We start from the raw sequence: 21,442 nt of genomic DNA, 5'->3' as shown, positions 1-21,442 counted from the left end.
TTGATGAGTATTCCAAAGATTGCCAGTTACAGCATGCCTCAGGCACACGAATTTACGGTGAATAAAACACATTGGCAGTTACATACCAATCGTGCTGTTTTATTAGTGCATGATATGCAGCAATATTTTTTAGACTTTTATGATCAAACCCAAGAACCCATTCCAGAATTGATTAAAAATACTAAAGAACTGATTGAAACTGCACGCAAGTTTAATATCCCTGTGGTCTATACAGCACAACCAGGTAACCAAACACCAGAACATCGCCAGTTATTAATTGATTTCTGGGGAACTGGTCTAAAAGATGATCCAAATATTACCCAAATTTTGCCGGAAATTACGCCTCAGAAAAATGATACCGTTTTAACAAAATGGCGATATAGCGCATTTAAATTTTCTCCACTCGAACAGCTCATGCGTGAGTCAAACCGAGATCAGCTCATTATCTGTGGTGTCTATGCTCATATTGGTTGTCTCATGAGCGCTGTGGAAGCCTTTATGCTAAACATTCAACCATTTTTATGTGGTGATGCACTTGCTGACTTTAGTCGTGAAGAGCACGATATGGCTTTGAAATATGCCAGTACACGATGCGCACAAGTCATGACAACTCAACAAGTCACTCGTGCGTGGGAACTTGAACAAGCCGCATCGCCGTTAACCCAAGAAGGGATTGTTTTGGCGGTAAGTGAACAGCTACAGATTCCTGCATCAGACATTCAGTTAAATGATGATTTACTCATGCTTGGGCTTGATTCAGTACGCCTAATGACACTGGTAGGTAAATGGCAAGCTTACGGAGCTCAGGTGAGCTTTGAAGATTTAGCTGAACAACCAACACTAGAAGTGTGGATTGATAAGCTAGTCGCTTAAATTCAAACAATAAAAAATGGCAGATTTAATATCTGCCATTTTTTTATTTTAACTTTTAAAAGGATGTATTGTCCTTTTTAATACGGCGGTTAAATTTCAAAGTTCGAGTAAACCTAAGTTTGCTCATTGACCACTGAAAACTTGGCGCACTATGAATCATAACAAAGAAAAACACCGTAAATAGCGGTACAAGTAAGGTACCAAACACAACACTTCCAAATACGCTCATGCCAATTTCATAACGACTAGCAGCGCCTGCACCTGTCGCAAAAATTAAAGGAATAACACCCGCACCAAAAGCAAGGGAGGTCATCAAAATTGGGCGTAAACGCAACTTTAAGGCTTCACTTGCTGCGCCGATTTTACTTTTTCCTTGTTTGAGTGCTTGGGTCGCAAACTCCACAATTAGAATTGCATTTTTACAAGACAGGCCAATACCCGTTAATAGGGCAATTTGAAAATAAACATCATTAGGTAAGTTAAAGATCTTGGCAAAAATAATAGTACCCGTAATTCCTAAAGGTAGACCTAATAAAATAATGAATGGTACTTTCCAGCTTTCATATAAGGCTGCCAAACATAAGAAGATAAATAAAATAGAAATGACATATAAAAAGATAGCCTGCCGATTAGACTGCTGCTCTTGTAACGAGAGGCCACTCCAAGCAACGTCTACGCCAGATTGTTTAGCAACCATATCCGTAAGTTCTTGCATGGCTTGTCCTGAACTAAAGCCCGGACTGATATTTGCTTCAAGTTGTATAGCAGCCAGTCCCATAAAGCGAGTTAAAGCTTCTGGTCCACCAGTCCACTGACTTTGAGCGAAATGGGCGAGGGAAAGCATTCCTCCTGTATTATTCCGTACATGCCAGTAAGCTAAGTCTTCGGGTTTAGAGCGAAACTCAGAGTCACCTTGCATAATAATTCTTTTAATTCGACCTCTTTCAACAAAATCACCAACATAGTTTCCACCCCAAGCGGTCGATAGTGTTGAACGTATCGCTTGCTGATCAATTCCCAGCATTTTTGCCTTATTTTGATCGAGTTGAATAAATACTTCGGCTTTATCTTCACTCACAAGGGGACTTAGATTTTCAAATGCTGAATAGTTCCGCGCCTCTTTTTCTAAGGCTTTATATTGTTTGATTAACTCATCGCGTCCTTGACCATTTACATCTCTAAGCCAAAGTTCCAAAGCATCAGACTGTCCTAAACCAGATACACTTGGTGGCATTCCTACCATGACTTTGGCTGGCAAGTTTTTTTGCAAATAAGTTTGAGCACGTTCACGAATAGCACTTGCCGTATTGGCTTCACCTTTACGCTCATTCCAATGTTTGAGCGAAACAAACGCCATACCTAAATTTGGCCCACTTCCTGAAAAATTTTGCCCATTCACCACAAGTACGGTATTAATATTTTTGGCTTCATGCTCAAAGAAGTAATTATTGACGAGTTTTCCAACTTCTTCGGTCTGGCTCATCGAAGCACTATTATGCAAACTATAGGGAACAGCAAGTAGTCCTTGGTCTTCGTTAGGAATAAAACTTGTAGGTAAACCACGGTAAATCATAAATAAAATAACCGCTATGCCTACAACTAACAGACTGGAAAAAACTTTGAACTGAATTAGGCGAATGGATAAAAAACTAAAAGTTGATCTAACTTTTTGAAGAGCAAGCTCGAGTGCTTGTCCCCATTTTGGCTTTTTATTGTGCTTTTTTAATAAAACTGCGCACATTGCTGGTGTAATGGTCATGGCTACAAATAGCGATAACAACATAGCTGCCGCTAAGGTAATAGAAAACTGGCGGTAAATCATACCCGTCGAACCACTAAAAAAAGCCATTGGGATAAATACCGCAGTTAATACCAGTGTAATACCAACCAAGGCACCGCTAATCTCTTGCATGGACATTAAACAAGCTTCACGCACGCTAAGCTGTTGTTCATGCATAAGTCGTTCAACATTTTCGACCACTACAATCGTGTCATCCACCAGCAACCCAATGGCTAAAACCAGTGCAAATAGGGTAAGGGTGTTAATACTCATTCCAAATAAATACAACACAACAAATGTGCCACTAATTACAATAGGAACCGTAATGGTTGGAATCAGTGTCGCGCGCCAATTTTGTAAAAAGAGGTACATGACAATAACGACAAGCACAATTGCTTCAAGCAAAGTAATAATGACTTGCTTAATTGACTCTTCAATAAATGGGGTATTGTCTCTTGGATAGACAATTTTATATCCGGCTGGTAAATGTTGGCTGAGTTGAGCCATTTTTTCTTTAATAAGAGCAGAAGTCTCAATTGCATTGGCATCAGGGCTTAGAGAAATACCTAGGCCTGCCGATGGATAACCATTAAGCGTATTAATGCTTTCATAATTTTCTGCACCTAATTCGACTCTCGCGACATCTTTTAAATAAACAAGGCTTCCATCAATATTTGCTTTAACCACCACCGACTTAAAGTCATCTATTGTTTTTAAACGTGAACCTGCTTTTACTTTTGCATAAATATTCTGGTCGAAAGCAGAAGGCATTGCACCAATCGAACCCGCAGCAATTTGGGTATTATAATCTTCGAGCGCCTGTTCAATATCACTCGGCACAAGTTGGTAATTTCTAAGCTGATTTGGATTTAACCAAATTCGCATGGCATAACTCGAACCAAAAACATCAACCTCACCAATTCCTTGTAACTGGCTTAAAGGTTGTTCAAAGTGATTCACCATATAATCAGACAACTCAATATTGCTGGCTTTTCCTGTTTCATCATATAGCCCAACAATAAGCAGCATATCACCCGTGGTTTTCCATATATTTACGCCTTGTCTTTGAACTTCCTCAGGCAAACGGTTTAACGCAGCATTAATTCGGTTTTGTACTTGTAACTGTGCTTTATCAATATCTGTTCCAATTTTAAAGTGAATATCAATGCTACTCGTTCCCGATGATTCACTATAGGACGTAAAGTAAAGCAAATTATCCAGACCTTTGATTTGTTGTTCTAAAATTTGGGTCACGCTTTCTTCTACAGTGTCAGCAGCTGCACCACGGTAGTTTGCAACAACAGTGACACTGGGCGGAGCAAGGTTTGGATACCGTTCAACAGGCATTGCTAAAGTGGCAAAAAAACCAAAAATAAGAATAGTGATTGCAATGACAGAAACAAAGATAGGGTGATATATAAAAAATCGAGAGAGCATTGTTATGTCTACTTTAAGCTTGTTTTAAATAGGTTTTTAGGCACACGCACGTGTAATGGTAACGCTTTTTTACAGCACAAACAATAATGATTATCATTATATAACTAATAGTTATTTTTATCTTGATCAGTAAAAGTCATGCGTATATGATGCTCGGCACATCATAAATGATAATAATTATCACATGGTAATCATTATCCAGAATAAGGGCCGAGAAATGACGTTAACTAAAAAGGCGCTGGTGGTCGCCATCTCAACACTGCTTCCATTCGCCGTTCAAGCAAATACAGATAGTGAACAGCAGGGCAATAACGAACCAGTTCAAAAACTTAAAACTATTGTGGTTTCAGCAGCATTAAAAGAACAAGATGTTGATAAGGCACCCGCATCAATTAGTGTGATCACGAGTGAAGAGATTGAGCGTAGTGCAGCACTTAGTCTTGCTGATGTTTTACAAAAACAAGCTGGGGTTTATAACTATAATAGTGGGCAAGATAAGATTGTTATACGAGGAATGCTCAACACATCGGGTAACTACACACTCATCTTACTCAATGGCAAACGCATGTCATCGAACGGAGCAATGTGGCGAGGTAATGACTTTGACTGGAGCGCAATTCCTTTAAATAGTATCGAACGTGTTGAAGTGATTCGTGGGCCAATGTCATCACTTTATGGTGCAGATGCCATGGGTGGGGTAATCAATATCATTACCAAAAAAGCCGAAGATGGGCAGCTTCATGGTTCGATCTTTGGGCAATATAACCGAGCCGACCGTGGAAATGGTAAAGATCAATTTCGTTACGGATTTAATTTATATAGCGGTTTAACTGACAATCTAAGTTTTACTTTGGCCGGTGACGCATATAACCGTGATGCATGGTATCGAAATGGTAAACCAGATCCAGATGGCGCGTACTTTGTAGAGAAAGATACGAAAAACGTAAACGGTACTTTAAGCTGGAATATTAGTGACCAACAAACTTTGGACCTAGATTTGGGTTATAACAACGATAAACGACCACTGACCCAAGATGCCGCAACTTCCATTCAAGAATCAGAAATGAAACGTACCAATGTGGGGATTGCGCACCGCGGAAAATGGGGATGGGGTAAAACAGAAGCTTATATTGGTAAAGAAACAGCCAAAATTTATGATTACGACAGCGAGTATGACGCACCGCAAAGTCGTCAATATAAGCAAGAAAATTTAATTGGTCGTGCTTTCGCTAACTTTGATTGGCTGATGAATAACACCACAGCAGGTTTTGATTATAAAGACCAGAAAATTACCGATGTTGTGAGTTATATCGACACTGGAAAAAACCAGCAGAAGAGCTACGGTGTATTTGTTCAAAACGATACCCACATTAACGATGCACTGACATTAACTTTAGGTGGTCGTTATGACGATTTTGATGACTTTGATGGCAAATCAACAGGCAAAGCCTATTTAACATATGAGTTAGCAGAAGGTGTCATCCTTAAAGGTGGTGTAGGACAGGCATATAAGGTTCCATCTCCAGCTCAGCTAGATATCAATTATTCAATGATCTCATGTGGTGGTAGTTGCCATATTCGAGGTAACCCTAACTTAGATCCTGAAGAAAGCACGAATTATGAAGCATCCTTAATTGTGACCCGTCCAAATTGGAATGCTGGAGTTACAGTTTTCCAAAATGATGTAAAAAACCTGATTGAGGCGATTACACTAAGTGATGGAGACCCTCGTTTAGAAGGTGATTTTAGAAAAATTTGGACCAATGTAAGCCGTGCAGAACTTAAAGGGGTTGAACTCACTGGTGGTTATGACTTCACCGATAATTTAGGTGTGAAAGCAAATGCAACTTACTTAGATGCAAAAAACAAAACTACTGGTAAAGATTTAACTGAACGACCAGAGTGGCTCGCTAATGGTTCAATTTCTTGGGCGCCAGTTGAAGATTTCCGTGTAAATGCTGGCGTAAGTTATGTGGGTAAACAAATGTACTCAGCAACTAAAGAGTTACCGGCTTATACAACTTACGACGTTACCTTTACGTCACCACTTTCGCCACGTCTAACATTGGATTATGGTGTAAAAAACCTGACTGATGTTGATCTTGAAGATAAAAATAAAACCTTTAATACCAAACTGTATGGTCGCAATTACTTTGTAAAAGCGACTTATAGTTTCTAAGGTAAAGCTAAGCTCAAAGCCTATTCATAGGGGAATAGGCTTTGTTTTTTTAATAAATACCCATAATTTTCAAGCAAGTATAGACAAAATAATTTTAATAAATCTTATACTTCTAAACATTAAGGCTAATTAATCATGACGACAACTTCAAAATCATTATTAAACGGACTACCGATAAAAAAATCGAGAATACATGTTTTTGAAATCTTAAATCAGAATCCACAAGGTTTAAGCGCAGACAATATTTATGCTCAAATTAAAAATGAATATAAAATAACGTTAGGAACGATCTATAGAATTTTATCTGAATTTGAAAATCGTAAACTCATTAAAAGAGTATTCTTAGGGAAAAGCAAAAGTATCTACAAAATCAGAAAAGATAAAATGAGCTGTAATCTGATTTGTCTTAAAACATCAGAAGCCTCTAACTTTGAGCATGAGAAAGTTAATGAATTACTTCATGAAGTTATGGAGATTATTTTTGCAAATACTGGAGCAGATATTAGTAGTATTGAGCTTAACCTTTATACTGAATAAAACCTTTATATAGAAAAATAAAGGACAGCTTTTACTGTCCTTTATTCGACGAGTCTTATTATTTAATTACTTTAATTCGAGTTGTAGCCGGAATAATTAACGGCGAATTCTTAGCGACATAGCTTTCAAGAGCATCAATATCTTGACCACCACCTACACGGTTTTGGCCATCTTTTAATACCGTAAAGTTATCGCCACCATCTGCTAAGAAGCTATTTACCGTCACACGGTATACTTTACTGTCAACCAACGGTGAACCAGCAACCATAATGTTACTTGCTCGCGGTGAAACAGTAGTATTTGCCGCATATTCATAAGTGAATTCTTTAGATGGCTGTAAAATTCTCGCTGAATTTGCATTTGCACCAGACCATTGCTGCTCAAGCACATCTCTAATCTGTTTGCCAGTTAAGCTCAAAGTCACAATAGAGTTACCAAAAGGTTGAACCGCAAAAACATCGCCAAAGGTAATCTGGTTACTACTGTTAATCAGTAGGTCTGCACGTACACCACCTGGGTTCATGAGTGTAAAGTCAGAGCCTTGATTACTTGCTTTTAAGGCAGCCGCTTGCTGAGCATCGGCAATCATAATACCGAGCGGACTTTCACCACTCTCGACTTGAGTACGACTTACAACCGCTGTTGCAGTTCCAACCACACGACTTGAAATGGTTGTCACAGCTTGGCGATACTTATCTAAAATAGCCTCAATGCTTGGCGTTTTACTAAATTTTTGATAGAGATCTGTAAGGCTTACCGTGGTTGTTCCAGATGTGTAGGCTTCACTTTGTATAGGAACCTGTTTAGCATCCTTTTTAATCACATCACCAGTTTTACCATCAAGTTCAACCTTGATGTCAGTAATAAGCGTGCCATATTGTCCAGCTGAGGTAAGCAAGAACGGTTTTGCCGGATTTTTTGTAGAATAGTCACAAATATAAGATTGATGCGTATGTCCAGATACAACAATATCAACTGCCGGATTAAGCTTATCCAAAATTCCCAAAATCGGGCCGCTTAAGCCATCACAAGTTTTTTCATTAAACTTAGTACTCGGAGCTGCGCCTTCATGAACTACTACAACAATTGCTTCAATTCCTTGTTTTTGTAACTCAGGAATTAAAGCATTTACCGTATCGGCTTCATCACGGAATTCCACATCTTTAATACCCGCCGCTGAAACAATACTCGGCGTCGCTTTAAGGGTTAAACCAATAAATGCGACTGGAATACCGCCGTAAGTTTTGATTTTATAGGCAGGAAAGATCGTTTTGCTCGCATCATTTTTCATTGCTACGTTAGCTGCAAGAAAATCAAATTTTGCACCGCTAAAGTTTTTATTAATTTGGCAAGGTGCAGTGCTGGTATATTGCTGACATCCACCGTTTTTTAAGCGGCGTAATTCATCTGTACCACGGTCAAATTCATGATTACCCACAGCATTAAAGTCAATTTGAATATCATTCATTACTTCAATGGTCGGTTCATCTAAAAATAAAGAAGAGGTCAGTGGGGAAGCACTAATTAAATCGCCTGCCGAAACCACTGCATTATTTGGATTTTCTGCTTTAAGTTTTTTAATTGCATCCGCAAAGTAACTCACCCCACCAACAGGAATACGAACAGACTGAGCAGCATCATTTGGATTTGGTGCCTCGACATAACGCTTAGGTGGCTCAAGATTTCCGTGAAAGTCATTAAAAGCTAAAATATTTACGGTCTGATTGCTTCTTTGGGCGGGTGCTATGTCATTATCATCGTCATTACAACCAGCTAATAACGTTATTGTCAGAGAAAGTGTTGTTACTTTAAATAGTGTTGTTAAATTTGTCATTTTTTTATCATTTGATCAATTAAGACGGATAAAAAATACGCTTTTAGTATGAATATTTGATGAAACGTCCAATAAGCAAATATTTTCGAAATATTAAAATTTGGACAAAAAACACAATTATCGAACAATATCTTAGCTAGAGGTTGTCTACAAACCCCAATTTTTTATTTAGAATAAATTTTTAATTGCCTTATAAGATTTAATCAAGTGATTCATTTCACAAGATTAATATGAACCGGAGATAATTTATGCAATGGACTAAACCCGCTTTTACTGATTTACGCATTGGTTTTGAAGTTACAATGTACTTCGAAGCACGTTAATCAGCTTCATCCAAATATGTCATAAGCCCTAGTCTTGTTCTAGGGCTTATCTCTTTCTAATAAGATATTAATTTTATGTATATTTATGTTTTAGGTTCAGCTGCCGGAGGCGGGTTCCCGCAGTGGAATTGTAATTGCCCGAATTGTCATGGTGTGCGCACAGGTACAATCCAAGCCAAACCTCGTACTCAATCATCAATTGCTGTTTCTGAAAATGGAACAGACTGGGTTTTATTAAACGCATCACCTGATATTCGTCAGCAGCTTTTCGAATTTAAAGCAGCTCAACCAGCGCGTAAATTGCGTGATACAGGAATAACGAGTGTTATTTTAATGGACAGTCAGTTAGACCATACCACTGGGCTTTTAACCTTACGTGAAGGTTGCCCGATGAATGTGTGGTGTACAGAAATGGTCCACCAAGATTTAACGAGCGGCTTTCCAGTTTTTAATATGCTCAAACACTGGAATGGTGGTCTTCAATATCACGAGATTAACCCTAAACAAGCTTTTAAAATTGATGGTTTTGAAAATTTAGAATTTATTCCACTCATCATTAAAAGTGCTGCACCTCCATATTCGCCACATCGGAATGACCCACATGACGGCGACAACATTGCCTTAATTATCAAAGATCATAAAACACAAAAGCAGTTGTTCTATGCGCCGGGTCTTGGAAAAATTGACGATCAAATCATGCAGATTATGCAAAGTTCAGACTGCATCATGATTGATGGTACGCTCTGGACAGATGATGAAATGCAACAAACAGGGGTTGGTAAAAAAACTGGTCGTGAAATGGGGCATTTACACATTAGTGGCGAAGGCGGTTCACTGTCCTATTTAAATCAGCTGAGTACACCTAAAAAAGTGCTTATTCATATTAACAACACCAATCCAATTTTAAATGAAAACTCTAGCCAGTTTGCTGAGCTTAAAGCAAATGGTGTAGAAGTTTCCTATGATGGCATGCAGATTGAACTCTAAGGTGAAACATGACTCAAACACCTGAAGCTTTAACAACAGAGCAATTTAAACAAGCGATTATTGATAAAGGCCAGTATTATCATATCTATCATCCATTTCACGTGATGATGTATGAAGGCAAAGCAACTCAACAACAAATTCAGGCTTGGGTTGCAAACCGCTATTACTATCAAATTAATATTCCGCTCAAAGATGCAGCCATTATGGCGAATTGCCCAGACCAACGCGTCCGTCAAGAATGGATTCAACGCATGATCGATCAAGATGGTGAATATCCTGATGGCGGTGGCCGAGAAGCATGGTTACGGTTAGCAGAAGCTGTGGGTTTGAGTCGTGAACAAGTGATTTCTGAAGAACTGGTATTACCAGGGGTTCGATTTGCCGTAGATGCCTATGTGAACTTTGCACGTCGTGCCTCATGGCGGGAAGCAGCAAGTAGTTCTTTAACTGAACTTTTTGCCCCGAAAATTCATCAATCACGTCTAGAGTCGTGGCCACAGCACTACCCATGGATTGATGATAAAGGCTATGAATATTTCCGTTCACGTTTAAGTCAGGCACGCCGTGACGTTGAACATGGCTTAACGATTACGCTTGATTCATTTATGACTCATGAGCAACAAGAACGAATGCTTGAAATATTGCAGTTTAAGCTGGATATTTTATGGAGCATTTTAGATGCTTTAACGCTGGCATATGTTCACAATGAAGCTCCGTATCACAGTGTGACTAGCAAACGGGTTTGGCACAAAGGACTATTTAAATGAATAAAGAGCAGTTTGATTTAAACCTTGTGCCGACATGGCGACAAGGTTACCGTTTTCAGTTCGAACCAGCTCAAAATGGTTTTGTGATTTTATATCCGGAAGGCATGATCAAGTTAAATGAAAGTGCAGGGGCAATCGGGCAATATATTGATGGTCAGCAAAATGTTTCCGCAATTATTGCTCAGTTAAAGCAAAAATTTGGTGATATTGCTGAGATTGATCAAGATGTAGTGGATTACATGCTGGTCGCAAAACAGCAACACTGGATTGATTTAGTATGACAGAAGGTGTTGGCCTACCTTTATGGTTATTAGCGGAATTAACTTATCGTTGTCCACTACAATGCCCATATTGCTCAAACCCATTGGACTACGCTCAGCATAAAAATGAACTGACCACCCAAGAGTGGTTTGACGTTTTTGATCAGGCACGTCAGATGGGTGCTGTTCAACTTGGTTTTTCTGGTGGTGAACCACTGGTACGCCAAGATTTAGAAGAGCTGGTTGCACATGCTCACCAACAAGGGTTTTATACCAACCTGATTACCTCGGGCATGGGACTCACCGAACAACGCATTGCCGATCTAAAACAAGCAGGGCTAGATCACATTCAGGTGAGCTTTCAAGCTAGTGACCCTGTGGTAAATGATGCCTTAGCAGGTTCAAAGCATGCTTTTGAACAAAAGTATGAGATGTGCCGACTGGTGAAAAAATACGATTACCCAATGGTACTTAACTTTGTTATTCATCGACATAACATTGACCAGATTGAACAAATTATTGAACTTTGCCTAGAGCTCAATGCTGACACAGTCGAGTTAGCAATTTGTCAGTTTTACGGTTGGGCTTTTTTAAATCGTCAAGGTTTGCTACCGACACAAGAACAATTAACACGTGCCGAACGTATTACCAATGAATATCGAGAAAAATTAAAAGCGCAAAATCATCCCTGCAAACTCATTTTTGTAGTGCCTGATTATTATGAAGAACGACCAAAAGCCTGTATGAATGGCTGGGGTAAAATCTTCTTTACAGTTGCTCCAGATGGTGTAGCACTGCCTTGCCATGCAGCACGGCAATTACCAATTTCGTTTCCAAACGTCCGTGAACATAAATTGTCAGATATCTGGTACAAGTCAACTGGATTTAATCATTTCCGTGGCGATGCATGGATGCCAGAGGGCTGCCGCAGTTGCCCTGATAAAGACCGAGATTTTGGTGGTTGCCGCTGTCAAGCCTATATGTTGACCGGCGATGCTGCTAATGCTGATCCTGTATGTGGGAAATCGCCGTATCATCAAATGATTGAACAAGCACGTACAGAAAGTCATGTAGCAGCTCCACTACAACAACTTGTGTTTCGGAACAGTAGAAACTCTAAATCTTTAAGTGCTACACAAAATATTCCAGTCCACACGATTACAGATAACTAGCAAGCAGCGGGAATCTTATGAAGCCTAGCCATATTCCAGTTTTTGATGGACATAATGATGCATTAACTCGTTTATGGCTAAGTGATCATGCAGATCCCGTACATGGTTTTCTGCACGAACGTTTAGCAGGCCATCTAGACTTAAAACGCTGTCAACAAGCAGGCTTTGTTGGTGGAATGTTTGCCATTTTTTTACCTCCATTTAGCTATGTGCAACAACATCATCCCAATAAATTATTTGATCAAGATGCTACTGATTTTACGCAACAGCAAATTGAACAGATTTGTTTAGAGCAACTCGATATAGCTCACCAACTCGCGCAGCGTTCTACGGATATTCAAATTTGCACATCCGTTCAGGATATTCAGAGCTGTGTAAACACGCAGAAACTGGGCATTGTGCTGCATATGGAAGGGGCAGAAGCTTTACAACAAAACCCCGATTTACTAGATGTATTTTATGATAAAGGTCTGCGTAGTATCGGCCCACTTTGGAATAGGCCCAGTCGTTTTGGACATGGTTTAAGTGCTAAGTTTCCTCACTCACCCGACACAGGAGCTGGTCTTACCCAAGCCGGCAAAGCCTTTATAAAGCGCTGTGCCAATAAAAAAATGGTAATTGATGTTTCTCATATGAATGAACGGGCTTTTTGGGATACTGTAGATCTATTGCAACAGCCAATCGTAGCAACACACTCTAATGCACATGCTTTATGTCCTCAAGCCCGCAATTTAACTGACCATCAACTTAAAGCTATTCGAGACAGTAAAGGTATTGTGGGAGTAAATTTCGATGTCGCTTTTTTACGATCAGATGGGCAACGTAATGCAAATACATCCATCGATGTAATTTTAGACCATCTAGATTATTTGATAGATCGACTTGGCGAAGAGCATGTAGCTTTTGGTTCCGATTTTGACGGCGCCCTCATCGGGACTGAACTTGAAGATGTTATGGGCTTACATAAACTTATTCATCGCATGCAACAGCGAGCCTATTCAAGCGAACTCATTGAAAAACTATGTTTTACGAATTGGATAAACGTGCTTTATCGGATTCTGGGTGAATAGTTTTAGAGCTAAACATATTGAACATAACTAATTATTTGCATTTTTTGATTGGCTGAAATGACTAAAAAAATACAAATGGTTTAATTGTCAACCATTCGGTAAATTCACTAAACTCAACCTTACTGAATGTAAGAACATTTAGTATTTCAGGTCTTTTGTGGTTTTCACATTACCCATTTCTTCACGAGAAGTAGAAATGGGTTTTTTCTTATCCAAATCATATAAACGTGATTTCCATCACAATAACTACCAATTATTGGTAAAACCCTTCAATCCCATCTTGACTAAAAGTTCAGCATTAAATACATTTGTAGTGTATTTAAAGATAATAAGATTGTTTTAAAGCAATTCATAATACTGCTTAATCCTGAAATACAGTAAAAGCCTATTCAAAAAACAGAATAGGCTTTTTACTTTGTATCAAAATTTATTTTTTTAACTATTACACTATTCAATTAACATAAAAATTAAATACCTTACAAAAGCGGAGCAAATGAAAGCCGTTAAATAACAAATTATGTGCTATTAATTTAAGTTGATTTTTCAAAAATTACTCCGTCAATCGAAGAGGTGCAAAATGTTAAAGTCAATTATAGTATTGGGAACAGGTATTGCGATTGGGATGTGCGTGTACAAGAAAAAGCAAAAAAACAGTAAGAGTTTTAACACAGATAGCGATACTGACTCAGTGATTAGTAAAGACAGTGCTAAAAATCAAGATGATGGTCAGCTTGATAACGCTGTAAAAGTTTAGAGTTAAATAAAAAGGGGTTCAGATAATGAATCCCTTAATTTTTATTAAAAATAAAAAGTAATAATTATTTTAAATAGATTAACTTAAATATAATATTTAAATTAAATAATCACTCAACTATTCATTTAATTATTGCAAAAGCATGATTAAAATAAAAAAACACTTTCATTATTAAAATTTACATATTGTATCAGAGGAATCTTTATTATTATCGATGCGAATAATAAAAATGGAGACTAGAATGTCAAAGCGCCATATTTTAAAAGAAGTAAATGCGAAAAGCATGTGTGGTATGGAAATTGTGGTTGAACAAATTTACGAAAATATTGATGAAAGAAACTTTGTTGAAGCTGGAATAGAGCAAAATTGGTTGCCACTTTCTAAAATTGTGATTTCGGATAAAGTCATTAATTTAGATCAAGATAATACCTTTGCTCATCCAAGAACAGGAAAGGTCTTTAAAGTCCTTAACTCTTAATCGATTCTTACTTTTCTATTACAGTTTTATATTTCTAAGTTATTGAGGCGAAACACAGATAAGTTTCGCCTCAATGTATTTAACTAAGAGCTAATTTTCTTCTTAGAGAAGAATTTTTCTGCTGCTCCCAACACAAATATAAAGAATACTGGGACAAAAAAGATTGCCAGAATGGTGGCGGAAATCATCCCTCCAAATACACCTGTACCTAGCGCATGTTGAGTTTCTGAACTTGCTCCACTTGCAATCACTAATGGAATAACACCACAAGTAAAGGCAAGGGAAGTCATTAGAATTGGGCGTAAGCGTAACTTCGCTGCTGCTACGGCTGCTTCAACTAAACTCATTCCTTCTTCTTTGAGCATTTTTGCGAACTCAATAATTAAGATCGCGTTTTTGGCAGATAGACCAATAATGGTAATCAGACCAATTTTGAAGAAAATATCATTTGGTATTTCTCTTAAAATAATGGCTAAAATTGCACCAAATATTCCTAAAGGAACAACCAGCATAACCGATAACGGAATTGACCAACTTTCATAAAGTGCAGCTAACACTAAAAACACGACCAACATTGATAAAGCAATAAGAAATACCATTTGAGATTCAGACTGTTTTTCCTGCAAAGAAATACCTGTCCACTCATAACCGATTCCTTGAGGAAGCTTTGCAATCAGTTTTTCCATTTCTCGCATCGCATCGCCAGAAGATACCCCCATGTTAGGAACACCAGCGATACTTAATGAAGGACGGCCATTGTAGCGATTATATTGCTGAGGCAACTTGTTCCACTGAGGAGTTACAACTTCAGATAGTGAAACCAGTTGTCCGTTTGCGCCCGCAACCTTCAAACTTAAAATATCTTTTAAGTGCATTCGTGATTTTGCATTGGCTTGAACAATAACTTGCTGCATTCGTCCTTGGTTCGGAAAATCATTGATATACATTGACCCCATTGAAGTCGAAATAATATCTGAAACGGAAGCAAAGCTTACCCCTAGAGCACTTAACTTTTCACGGTCTATTTTTAAGCTAATATTGTCACCTTCGGGCAAACCTTCAGGATAAACCATATAAAACTTTTTGTTTTGAGCAGCCATTTCCATAAGTTTTTCTTGTGCAGAAATTAAGGCAGGCATTCCTAAATTTGCTTTGTCTTGCAATCGCAAGCTAAAGCCTGAAGATGTACCTAATTCATCAATGGCAGGAGGAAGTACCGACATCGTTGTACCTTCTTTACTATTCGCCATTTCTGCATTAATGAAGTTTGTATAGTCAGTGGTGGATTTATCACGTTCACTAAAATCTTTTAAGGTTGTAAAAGCAAGTGCTACGTTTTGTCCAGCGCCACTAAATCCCCAGCCCATAATTGAAATATTGCTTTTTACATCTGACCGCTCGTTTAAATGGTCTTCAAATTCTTTGACGATTTTTTGAGTTCGTTCAGCTGTTGCATCCGATGGTAACTGGAATGAAGTTAAAAACCAGCCTTGATCTTCTTCAGGCATAAAAGCAGTTGGCCAATATTTCATTCCTGCAAAAGTTAGCCCCGTAATCACCACAAAAATGATTAAAGTCGGAATAGTATGTTTAACGACTTTAAGTAGAAGAACTTCATATTTTTTTGTGACTTTATCAAAGCTACGATCAAACCATGCATAAAATCCTTTCTTTTGATGATGTGCATCAATTGGTTTTAATAAGGTTGCGCAAAGGGCGGGTGTGAGAGTGAGCGCTAAAAATGCCGAGAATAAAATTGAAACCGACATGGTAATAGTAAACTGGCGATAGATAATGCCGACCGAACCACTCGCCAAAGCCATGGGTAAAAACACTGCTGCCAACACCAAAGTAATACCAATAATCGGGCTGGTAATCTCAGTCATGGCCTTTGAAGTTGCTTCTTTAGGCGCTAAACCTTCAGTTGCCATAATCCGTTCGACGTTTTCGACCACGACAATAGCATCATCAACAATAATCCCGATCGCAAGCACCATACCAAACATGGTTAACACATTAATTGAGTAACCCGTTAAAAGCATGATGGTAAAGGTACCAAGCAGGGCAATTGGAGCCACAATCGCAGGAATTAAGGTATAGCGAACATTATGAAGAAATAGATACATCACAATAAAAACCAAAACCATGGCCTCAATTAATGTATGAACTACTTTTTCTATAGAAATTTTAACAAAAGGCGCAGTATCGTATGGAACACTAAATTGCATACCTTCGGGTAAATTTACTTTTAATTCTTCGAGTTTCTGTTTGACACCTTCCGCTGTTTTTACCGCATTTGCACCCGGGCTAAGCTGAACCGCCGCAGCAGTTGCAGGTTTACCATTTTCTAAAATGGCAAAGTTATATGACTGTGCACCCATTTCTACATCGGCTACATCGGACAACTTAATATTGGCACCACTAGTGTTGCTCTTTAGGCTAATATTTTTGAACTGCTCAACATTTTCAAGCTGTCCTTGAGCGGATAACGGTATGGTAATTAATTGACCGTTAATTAAAGGCCTATCGCCAAGCCGACCTGGTGCAATATCAATATTATTGTTCCGAATTGCATTGTTTACGTCGCTTATTGAGAGTCCATAAGAGACTAACTTGTTTGGATCTACCCAAATCCGCATTGCTTTCTCAGCACCGAAGGATTGAATTTTTCCAACACCTTCAACACGTTTAAGCTCTTCAACCACATTACGAACCAGATAGTCACTCAAATCTACTTCTGAATAGCGGTGATTAGGTGAATTTAAGCCTACAAGCATTAAAAAGCCTGATGAAGATGCTTCTACAGATAAACCTTGTTGGCGAACGACTTGTGGTAATCGTGCTTCAACAGCCTTAATTTTATTCTGTACATCAACTTGAGCCATATCGACATCAGTACCGGGTTTAAAAGTCGCGGTAATTTCAGCAGTACCAGACGAATCGGTTGTCGCACTATAGTAGAGTAGATTTTTTACCCCTGACATTTCTCGTTCAATGAGGGTAATGACGCTATCATTAATAGTTTTTGGAGTAGCCCCCAGATAGCTTGCTGTAATGTTAACCTCAGGTGGTGCAACACTCGGAAAGCGGGCAATCGGTAACTTAGGAATACTCAGTACACCAAATAAAATGATAAAAATCGCAATCACCCATGCAAAAATAGGACGACGAATAAAGAATTGAGACATCATTTCGTGTCCCCTTGCTTCGCCGTATTTTCTACTGAAGCTGCTTTCCATACGGAAATCGCCAGCTTCTGGTTTGGCTGAATACGTTCTACACCTTCAACAACAACTTTGTCGCCTGCTTTAAGCCCTTTATTGATGAGATAAAACTGCTCATATTGTTGCCCCAATTCTACAGGGCGAATATCTGCGCCACCTTTAGCATTTACCACGTAGACTTGCGGGTCGCCGTTCATATTGCGCTGAATTGCTTGCTCTGGAACGAGTAAAGCCTGAGGAACTGAAGCACGTTCAATAGTGACGCGAACATACATACCTGGTAATAATTTTCTTTCAGAATTATTTACTTCAATACGAATGGTGACATCGCCAGTTTCAGGGTCAACATTAATGTCTTCAAAAAGCATTTTTGCCGAGACGTTATAGGGTTGTCCTAAACTATTTAAAATTTGTACATCTTTTTGATTGTTGGCAGATAGCTCTCCACTTTGTAGAGCTGCCTTTAAGCGTTCATATTCACCAATAGACTGTTTTACATCGACATAAACACTGTCAATTTGTTGAATTGTAGCCATGGTATTGCTATCACCCTGGCTAACTAATGCACCTTCAGTCACAAATGATTTACCAATACGCCCAGAAATCGGTGCTCGCACTGTCGCATACTGTAAATTAAGATTTTGGCGAGCCAATAGAGCTTTCATTTGGGCAACATCTGCAATCGATTGCCGATATTGCGCTTCGGCGTTACTTACTTCTTGCTTACTAATTGCGTTACTTGGTAAAAGTTGCTGATAGCGTTCGAGTTGTATTTTTAAACGACTTACTTCCGCTTCCGCTTTATTTAGCCCAGCTCGATTACTATTTACATCTGCCTCAAATGTCTCTGAGTTTATTTTATATAGCGGTTGTCCAGCTTTAACTTTACTACCTTGAGCAAATAAAACTTTTTCGATAATGCCACCAACTTGAGGACGAATTTCGGCAGTCCTGAAAGCTTGAACGCGTGCAGGTAAGTTTTCGCTAAAATTAATCGGCTGTGGTTGAACTGAAATAACGGTAACCTTTGCCGTAGGTACTTGTGTTTGATCACTTGCTTGTTCTGTACCACAACCATGTAACACAAGACTGAAAGATAAAACGAATGGAACTAAAAAATGCTTTTGCACTTTTATAACACCTAATGGACTTCTAGATGCTGACATTATTTTTGATGTGTGTGTAACGAAAATCACGAATATGTGGAAAAAGTGTGGAGATTTACCAAAAAATACGCGTATGATAAATCAAATTTTTCTCGCGTTTTATTAATATGTTCGAGTCAACCTTTACGTTCAACTGTCAGGATAAGCTTATTCTTGTCGTAGAAGATGAATATGATATTGGCGATATTATTGAACATTATCTTAAGCGCGAAGGCATGCGTGTTGTTCGGGCCATGAATGGTAAGCAGGCGATTGAAATACATGCAACGCAGCCCATTGATCTGGTCATACTCGATATAAAAATGCCCGAATTGAGTGGGTGGGAAGTCCTGAATAAAATTCGGCAAAAAGCTGCTACACCTGTAATTATGCTGACTGCTTTAGATCAAGAAATCGATAAAGTCATGGCTTTACGAATTGGGGCGGATGACTTTGTGGTAAAACCATTTAACCCAAATGAAGTGGTCGCACGTGTGCAAGCGGTACTACGACGTACACAACAAAATCAGCAAACGCCTAACCGGAACTTAATTTATAAAAATATTGAAGTGAATACAGAAATTCATACAGCCTATATTTATTCGGATGACAAACAACAAGCACTTAATTTAACGCTGACTGAGTACAAAATTTTGTTGTTGATGTTACCTCATCCTCATAAAGTTTTTACCCGCTCTGAACTGATGAATCAGTGCTTACCAGATCGAGATGCATTAGAACGCACGGTCGATAGCCACGTTAGTAAGTTACGAAAGAAAATAGAAGATCTGGGCTTACGCAATATGCTCATTAATGTTCGTGGTGTAGGTTATAGGCTGGACAATCCTCATGAAAAATAAAACGGGCATTAGTAAACAACTTATTATTGCACTGAGCTTTACCAGTCTAAGTGTTACATTGAGTTCGCTCATTTTAGGCTACGGCACGTATTATATTGCAATTGAAGTGGGTCTTATTTCTCTTGAAAAACTCAAAGAAAGTGATGAGTTTTTCCACTATTTAGATGGCATATGGTTATTTGCAGTGCTTCTGTTTGGTACAGCATTATCAATCATTTTAGGTATAAAGCTTGCTCAACGTTTTATTGTGCCCATTAATTTATTAGCAGATGCTGCAAAGAAAATTAGTCATGGAGATTTAAGCGCACGAGTAGAAAAACCGATGCATCATTCTTCTGAAATTGCTGAGCTCATGGATAATTTTAATGATATGGCTCAAAAGCTCGAAACCTCAGTTGAAAACGCTCATGTCTGGAATGCTGCAATTGCACATGAGTTACGAACTCCAGTCACTATTTTGCAGGGTAGGTTACAGGGGATTATTGATGGTGTTTTTGAAGCAGATCCCATCTTATTTAAGAACTTACTGAATCAAGTTGAAGGCCTGTCAAATCTAGTCGAAGACTTACGTACATTAAGTCTTTTTGAAAACCAACAGCTTAGACTTCATCTCGAAACGATTCATTTTAATGAAACTGCTCACAAAGTCGTGCATATGTTTCAAGAAAAATTAGAAAAAGCTCAGCTTAAAGTCATTTTTGACATTGAAGCGCCAGAAGTTAAGTGTGATCAAAGGCGAATTGAACAGATTTTAATTGCTTTACTTGATAATGCTACCCGATATGCAAATCCGGGGAAGCTACTTGTTTCAACCAGGCAAGAGCAAGGTAACTGGATTCTTGAAATAGAAGATGAAGGGCCGGGCATTTCAGCGGAGCATCGCAAAGATTTATTTAATCCTTTCTTTAGGTTAGAACAATCAAGAAATAAAGAGTTAGGCGGTACTGGCTTGGGTCTTTCAGTTGTACAAGCGCTAGTCATTGCCCATAAAGGTCAGGTCGATTATCTCAAGCAACAGTCACATAGTATTTTTAAAATAAGCATTCCTCAAGAATGATTGCTTTAGTGGCCTCCTTTAACGCTTTAATTAAGAGAAATTGCATTTCTTGACTCGTGATTAACTCGAAAATAGGTTAATTTATTTATAAAGTTTTTTAGTAAATACTGATTTTTTATGACAATTGAGATAGAAACCCATCCACTTGAACCATTTTTACCTGAAAATGCTCGTTTATTAATGTTGGGTAGTTTTCCACCACCACGTAATAAATGGAAGATGGATTTTTACTATCCAAATTTCCAAAATGATATGTGGCGAATTTTTGGTTTAATCTTTTTTCAAGACAAAACTTACTTTTTAAGTGAAAATCAGAAAAATTTTAATGAAGAACGTATACGAAACTTCTTAATTGAAACAGGTATTGCAATCTTTGACACGGCTTACCAAATTAAGCGATTGAAGGGCAATGCTGCCGATAAATTTCTTGAAATAGTAACGCCAACAGATCTTGCTGTTTTACTTCAGCAGATTCCTCTATGTCAGACCATTATGACCACAGGTGATAAAGCGACTGATACCTTAATTTCTGTTTTACCAGAGCATACTGAAAAACCACTTATAGGAACATCGACAACGACTTGCTTTGCAGGGCGAGATATTAATTTATACCGCTTACCATCCTCTTCTAGAGCTTATCCATTGGCGTTAGAGAAAAAAGCAGAGGCTTATCAAAAATTCTTTAAAGAGATTGGTATCTTATAA

Annotated in this window: 18 protein-coding genes and 1 pseudogene; 15 read left to right on the top strand and 4 right to left on the bottom strand. The window is 38.4% G+C overall.

All coding sequences use genetic code 11. The features are described from left to right. Positions 1-3: 3 nt before the first annotated feature. Together ACB088_RS06850 and ACB088_RS06845 are read left to right on the top strand one after the other, a co-directional pair. Positions 4-654 (top strand): annotated as a pseudogene (locus ACB088_RS06850) (isochorismatase family protein); the annotation flags it as partial. Positions 655-678: 24 nt separating this feature from the next. Continuing rightward, complete coding sequence (locus ACB088_RS06845) at positions 679-873, top strand: phosphopantetheine-binding protein (RefSeq protein ID WP_228275368.1); 195 nt, start codon at positions 679-681, stop codon at positions 871-873. A 55-nt stretch (positions 874-928) separates the two neighbouring features. On the opposite strand, the gene ACB088_RS06840 is transcribed toward ACB088_RS06845, so the two are convergent. After that, entirely contained in the window at positions 929-4,090 is a 3,162-nt protein-coding gene (locus ACB088_RS06840; RefSeq protein ID WP_375038434.1) for a multidrug efflux RND transporter permease subunit, read from the bottom strand. A gap of 217 nt (positions 4,091-4,307) precedes the next feature. On the opposite strand from ACB088_RS06840, the gene ACB088_RS06835 reads away from it, so the two are divergent. Together ACB088_RS06835 and ACB088_RS06830 are read left to right on the top strand one after the other, a co-directional pair. Next, complete coding sequence (locus ACB088_RS06835) at positions 4,308-6,269, top strand: TonB-dependent receptor plug domain-containing protein (protein ID WP_375038433.1); 1,962 nt, start codon at positions 4,308-4,310, stop codon at positions 6,267-6,269. Positions 6,270-6,404: 135 nt separating this feature from the next. Continuing rightward, positions 6,405-6,806, top strand: coding sequence for a transcriptional repressor (locus ACB088_RS06830; RefSeq protein WP_004642804.1), 402 nt, complete (start codon positions 6,405-6,407; stop codon positions 6,804-6,806). Between the two features lie 58 nt (positions 6,807-6,864). Here the strand turns inward: ACB088_RS06830 and ACB088_RS06825 are convergent, their stop codons facing one another. After that, positions 6,865-8,640 carry a bifunctional metallophosphatase/5'-nucleotidase gene (locus ACB088_RS06825; RefSeq protein ID WP_375038432.1) on the bottom strand — a complete coding sequence of 592 codons (1,776 nt, stop codon included), beginning with the start codon at positions 8,638-8,640 and terminating at the stop codon, positions 6,865-6,867. A 248-nt stretch (positions 8,641-8,888) separates the two neighbouring features. Between ACB088_RS06825 and pqqA the strand changes: the two genes are divergently transcribed. The 8 genes from pqqA to ACB088_RS06785 all read left to right on the top strand — a co-directional run bounded on the left by pqqA (position 8,889) and on the right by ACB088_RS06785 (position 14,451). Next, positions 8,889-8,963, top strand: coding sequence for a pyrroloquinoline quinone precursor peptide PqqA (pqqA, locus tag ACB088_RS06820; RefSeq protein WP_001982218.1), 75 nt, complete (start codon positions 8,889-8,891; stop codon positions 8,961-8,963). 75 nt (positions 8,964-9,038) lie between these two features. Then, entirely contained in the window at positions 9,039-9,950 is a 912-nt protein-coding gene (pqqB, locus tag ACB088_RS06815) for a pyrroloquinoline quinone biosynthesis protein PqqB (protein ID WP_375038431.1), read from the top strand. 8 nt (positions 9,951-9,958) lie between these two features. Continuing rightward, the gene (gene pqqC, locus ACB088_RS06810) at positions 9,959-10,717 is read left to right on the top strand and encodes a pyrroloquinoline-quinone synthase PqqC (RefSeq protein WP_375038430.1); all 759 of its coding nucleotides are present in this window, start codon (positions 9,959-9,961) and stop codon (positions 10,715-10,717) included. Beyond that, a complete protein-coding gene (gene pqqD, locus ACB088_RS06805) occupies positions 10,714-10,998 on the top strand; it encodes a pyrroloquinoline quinone biosynthesis peptide chaperone PqqD (protein WP_004792407.1) in 285 nt (94 codons plus the stop codon). The genes pqqC and pqqD overlap by 4 nt, the downstream gene beginning before the upstream one ends. Continuing rightward, positions 10,995-12,149 carry a pyrroloquinoline quinone biosynthesis protein PqqE gene (pqqE, locus tag ACB088_RS06800; RefSeq protein WP_375038429.1) on the top strand — a complete coding sequence of 385 codons (1,155 nt, stop codon included), beginning with the start codon at positions 10,995-10,997 and terminating at the stop codon, positions 12,147-12,149. The genes pqqD and pqqE overlap by 4 nt, the downstream gene beginning before the upstream one ends. A gap of 17 nt (positions 12,150-12,166) precedes the next feature. Next, the gene (locus ACB088_RS06795) at positions 12,167-13,219 is read left to right on the top strand and encodes a dipeptidase (RefSeq protein ID WP_375038428.1); all 1,053 of its coding nucleotides are present in this window, start codon (positions 12,167-12,169) and stop codon (positions 13,217-13,219) included. A gap of 577 nt (positions 13,220-13,796) precedes the next feature. Continuing rightward, positions 13,797-13,973, top strand: a complete 177-nt coding sequence (locus ACB088_RS06790) for a hypothetical protein (RefSeq protein WP_003651752.1) — start codon at positions 13,797-13,799, stop codon at positions 13,971-13,973. Positions 13,974-14,214: 241 nt separating this feature from the next. Further along, a complete protein-coding gene (locus tag ACB088_RS06785) occupies positions 14,215-14,451 on the top strand; it encodes a hypothetical protein (RefSeq protein WP_375038427.1) in 237 nt (78 codons plus the stop codon). An 83-nt stretch (positions 14,452-14,534) separates the two neighbouring features. On the opposite strand, the gene ACB088_RS06780 is transcribed toward ACB088_RS06785, so the two are convergent. Together ACB088_RS06780 and ACB088_RS06775 are read right to left on the bottom strand one after the other, a co-directional pair. Further along, positions 14,535-17,642 (bottom strand): AdeB/AdeJ family multidrug efflux RND transporter permease subunit, encoded by a 3,108-nt coding sequence (locus ACB088_RS06780; RefSeq protein ID WP_375038426.1) that lies wholly within the window; start codon positions 17,640-17,642, stop codon positions 14,535-14,537. Next, positions 17,639-18,805 carry an efflux RND transporter periplasmic adaptor subunit gene (locus ACB088_RS06775; RefSeq protein WP_375038425.1) on the bottom strand — a complete coding sequence of 389 codons (1,167 nt, stop codon included), beginning with the start codon at positions 18,803-18,805 and terminating at the stop codon, positions 17,639-17,641. The genes ACB088_RS06780 and ACB088_RS06775 overlap by 4 nt, the downstream gene beginning before the upstream one ends. Before the next feature lie 143 nt (positions 18,806-18,948). On the opposite strand from ACB088_RS06775, the gene adeR reads away from it, so the two are divergent. The 3 genes from adeR to ACB088_RS06760 all read left to right on the top strand — a co-directional run bounded on the left by adeR (position 18,949) and on the right by ACB088_RS06760 (position 21,442). Next, positions 18,949-19,680 (top strand): efflux system response regulator transcription factor AdeR, encoded by a 732-nt coding sequence (gene adeR, locus ACB088_RS06770; protein ID WP_127491803.1) that lies wholly within the window; start codon positions 18,949-18,951, stop codon positions 19,678-19,680. Beyond that, complete coding sequence (gene adeS / locus ACB088_RS06765; RefSeq protein ID WP_375038424.1) at positions 19,670-20,737, top strand: two-component sensor histidine kinase AdeS; 1,068 nt, start codon at positions 19,670-19,672, stop codon at positions 20,735-20,737. Before adeR ends, adeS begins: the two co-directional genes overlap by 11 nt. Positions 20,738-20,854: 117 nt before the next feature. Further along, the gene (locus ACB088_RS06760) at positions 20,855-21,442 is read left to right on the top strand and encodes a uracil-DNA glycosylase family protein (RefSeq protein ID WP_375038423.1); all 588 of its coding nucleotides are present in this window, start codon (positions 20,855-20,857) and stop codon (positions 21,440-21,442) included.

It is taken from the genome of Acinetobacter sp. RW6, from assembly GCF_041956835.1.
Lineage (GTDB): Bacteria > Pseudomonadota > Gammaproteobacteria > Pseudomonadales > Moraxellaceae > Acinetobacter > Acinetobacter calcoaceticus.
Note: the sequence above shows the minus strand (reverse complement) of the source record. Positions and strands in the feature narration are given on the sequence as shown.

Coding starts and splice junctions, on each gene's coding strand:
- ACB088_RS06840 (WP_375038434.1), bottom strand. CDS start 4,090: ATGCTCTCTCGATTTTTTATATATCACCCTATCTTTGTTTCTGTCATT.
- ACB088_RS06835 (WP_375038433.1), top strand. CDS start 4,308: ATGACGTTAACTAAAAAGGCGCTGGTGGTCGCCATCTCAACACTGCTT.
- ACB088_RS06830 (WP_004642804.1), top strand. CDS start 6,405: ATGACGACAACTTCAAAATCATTATTAAACGGACTACCGATAAAAAAA.
- ACB088_RS06825 (WP_375038432.1), bottom strand. CDS start 8,640: ATGACAAATTTAACAACACTATTTAAAGTAACAACACTTTCTCTGACA.
- pqqB (WP_375038431.1), top strand. CDS start 9,039: ATGTATATTTATGTTTTAGGTTCAGCTGCCGGAGGCGGGTTCCCGCAG.
- pqqC (WP_375038430.1), top strand. CDS start 9,959: ATGACTCAAACACCTGAAGCTTTAACAACAGAGCAATTTAAACAAGCG.
- pqqD (WP_004792407.1), top strand. CDS start 10,714: ATGAATAAAGAGCAGTTTGATTTAAACCTTGTGCCGACATGGCGACAA.
- pqqE (WP_375038429.1), top strand. CDS start 10,995: ATGACAGAAGGTGTTGGCCTACCTTTATGGTTATTAGCGGAATTAACT.
- ACB088_RS06795 (WP_375038428.1), top strand. CDS start 12,167: ATGAAGCCTAGCCATATTCCAGTTTTTGATGGACATAATGATGCATTA.
- ACB088_RS06790 (WP_003651752.1), top strand. CDS start 13,797: ATGTTAAAGTCAATTATAGTATTGGGAACAGGTATTGCGATTGGGATG.
- ACB088_RS06785 (WP_375038427.1), top strand. CDS start 14,215: ATGTCAAAGCGCCATATTTTAAAAGAAGTAAATGCGAAAAGCATGTGT.
- ACB088_RS06780 (WP_375038426.1), bottom strand. CDS start 17,642: ATGATGTCTCAATTCTTTATTCGTCGTCCTATTTTTGCATGGGTGATT.
- adeR (WP_127491803.1), top strand. CDS start 18,949: ATGTTCGAGTCAACCTTTACGTTCAACTGTCAGGATAAGCTTATTCTT.
- adeS (WP_375038424.1), top strand. CDS start 19,670: ATGAAAAATAAAACGGGCATTAGTAAACAACTTATTATTGCACTGAGC.
- ACB088_RS06760 (WP_375038423.1), top strand. CDS start 20,855: ATGACAATTGAGATAGAAACCCATCCACTTGAACCATTTTTACCTGAA.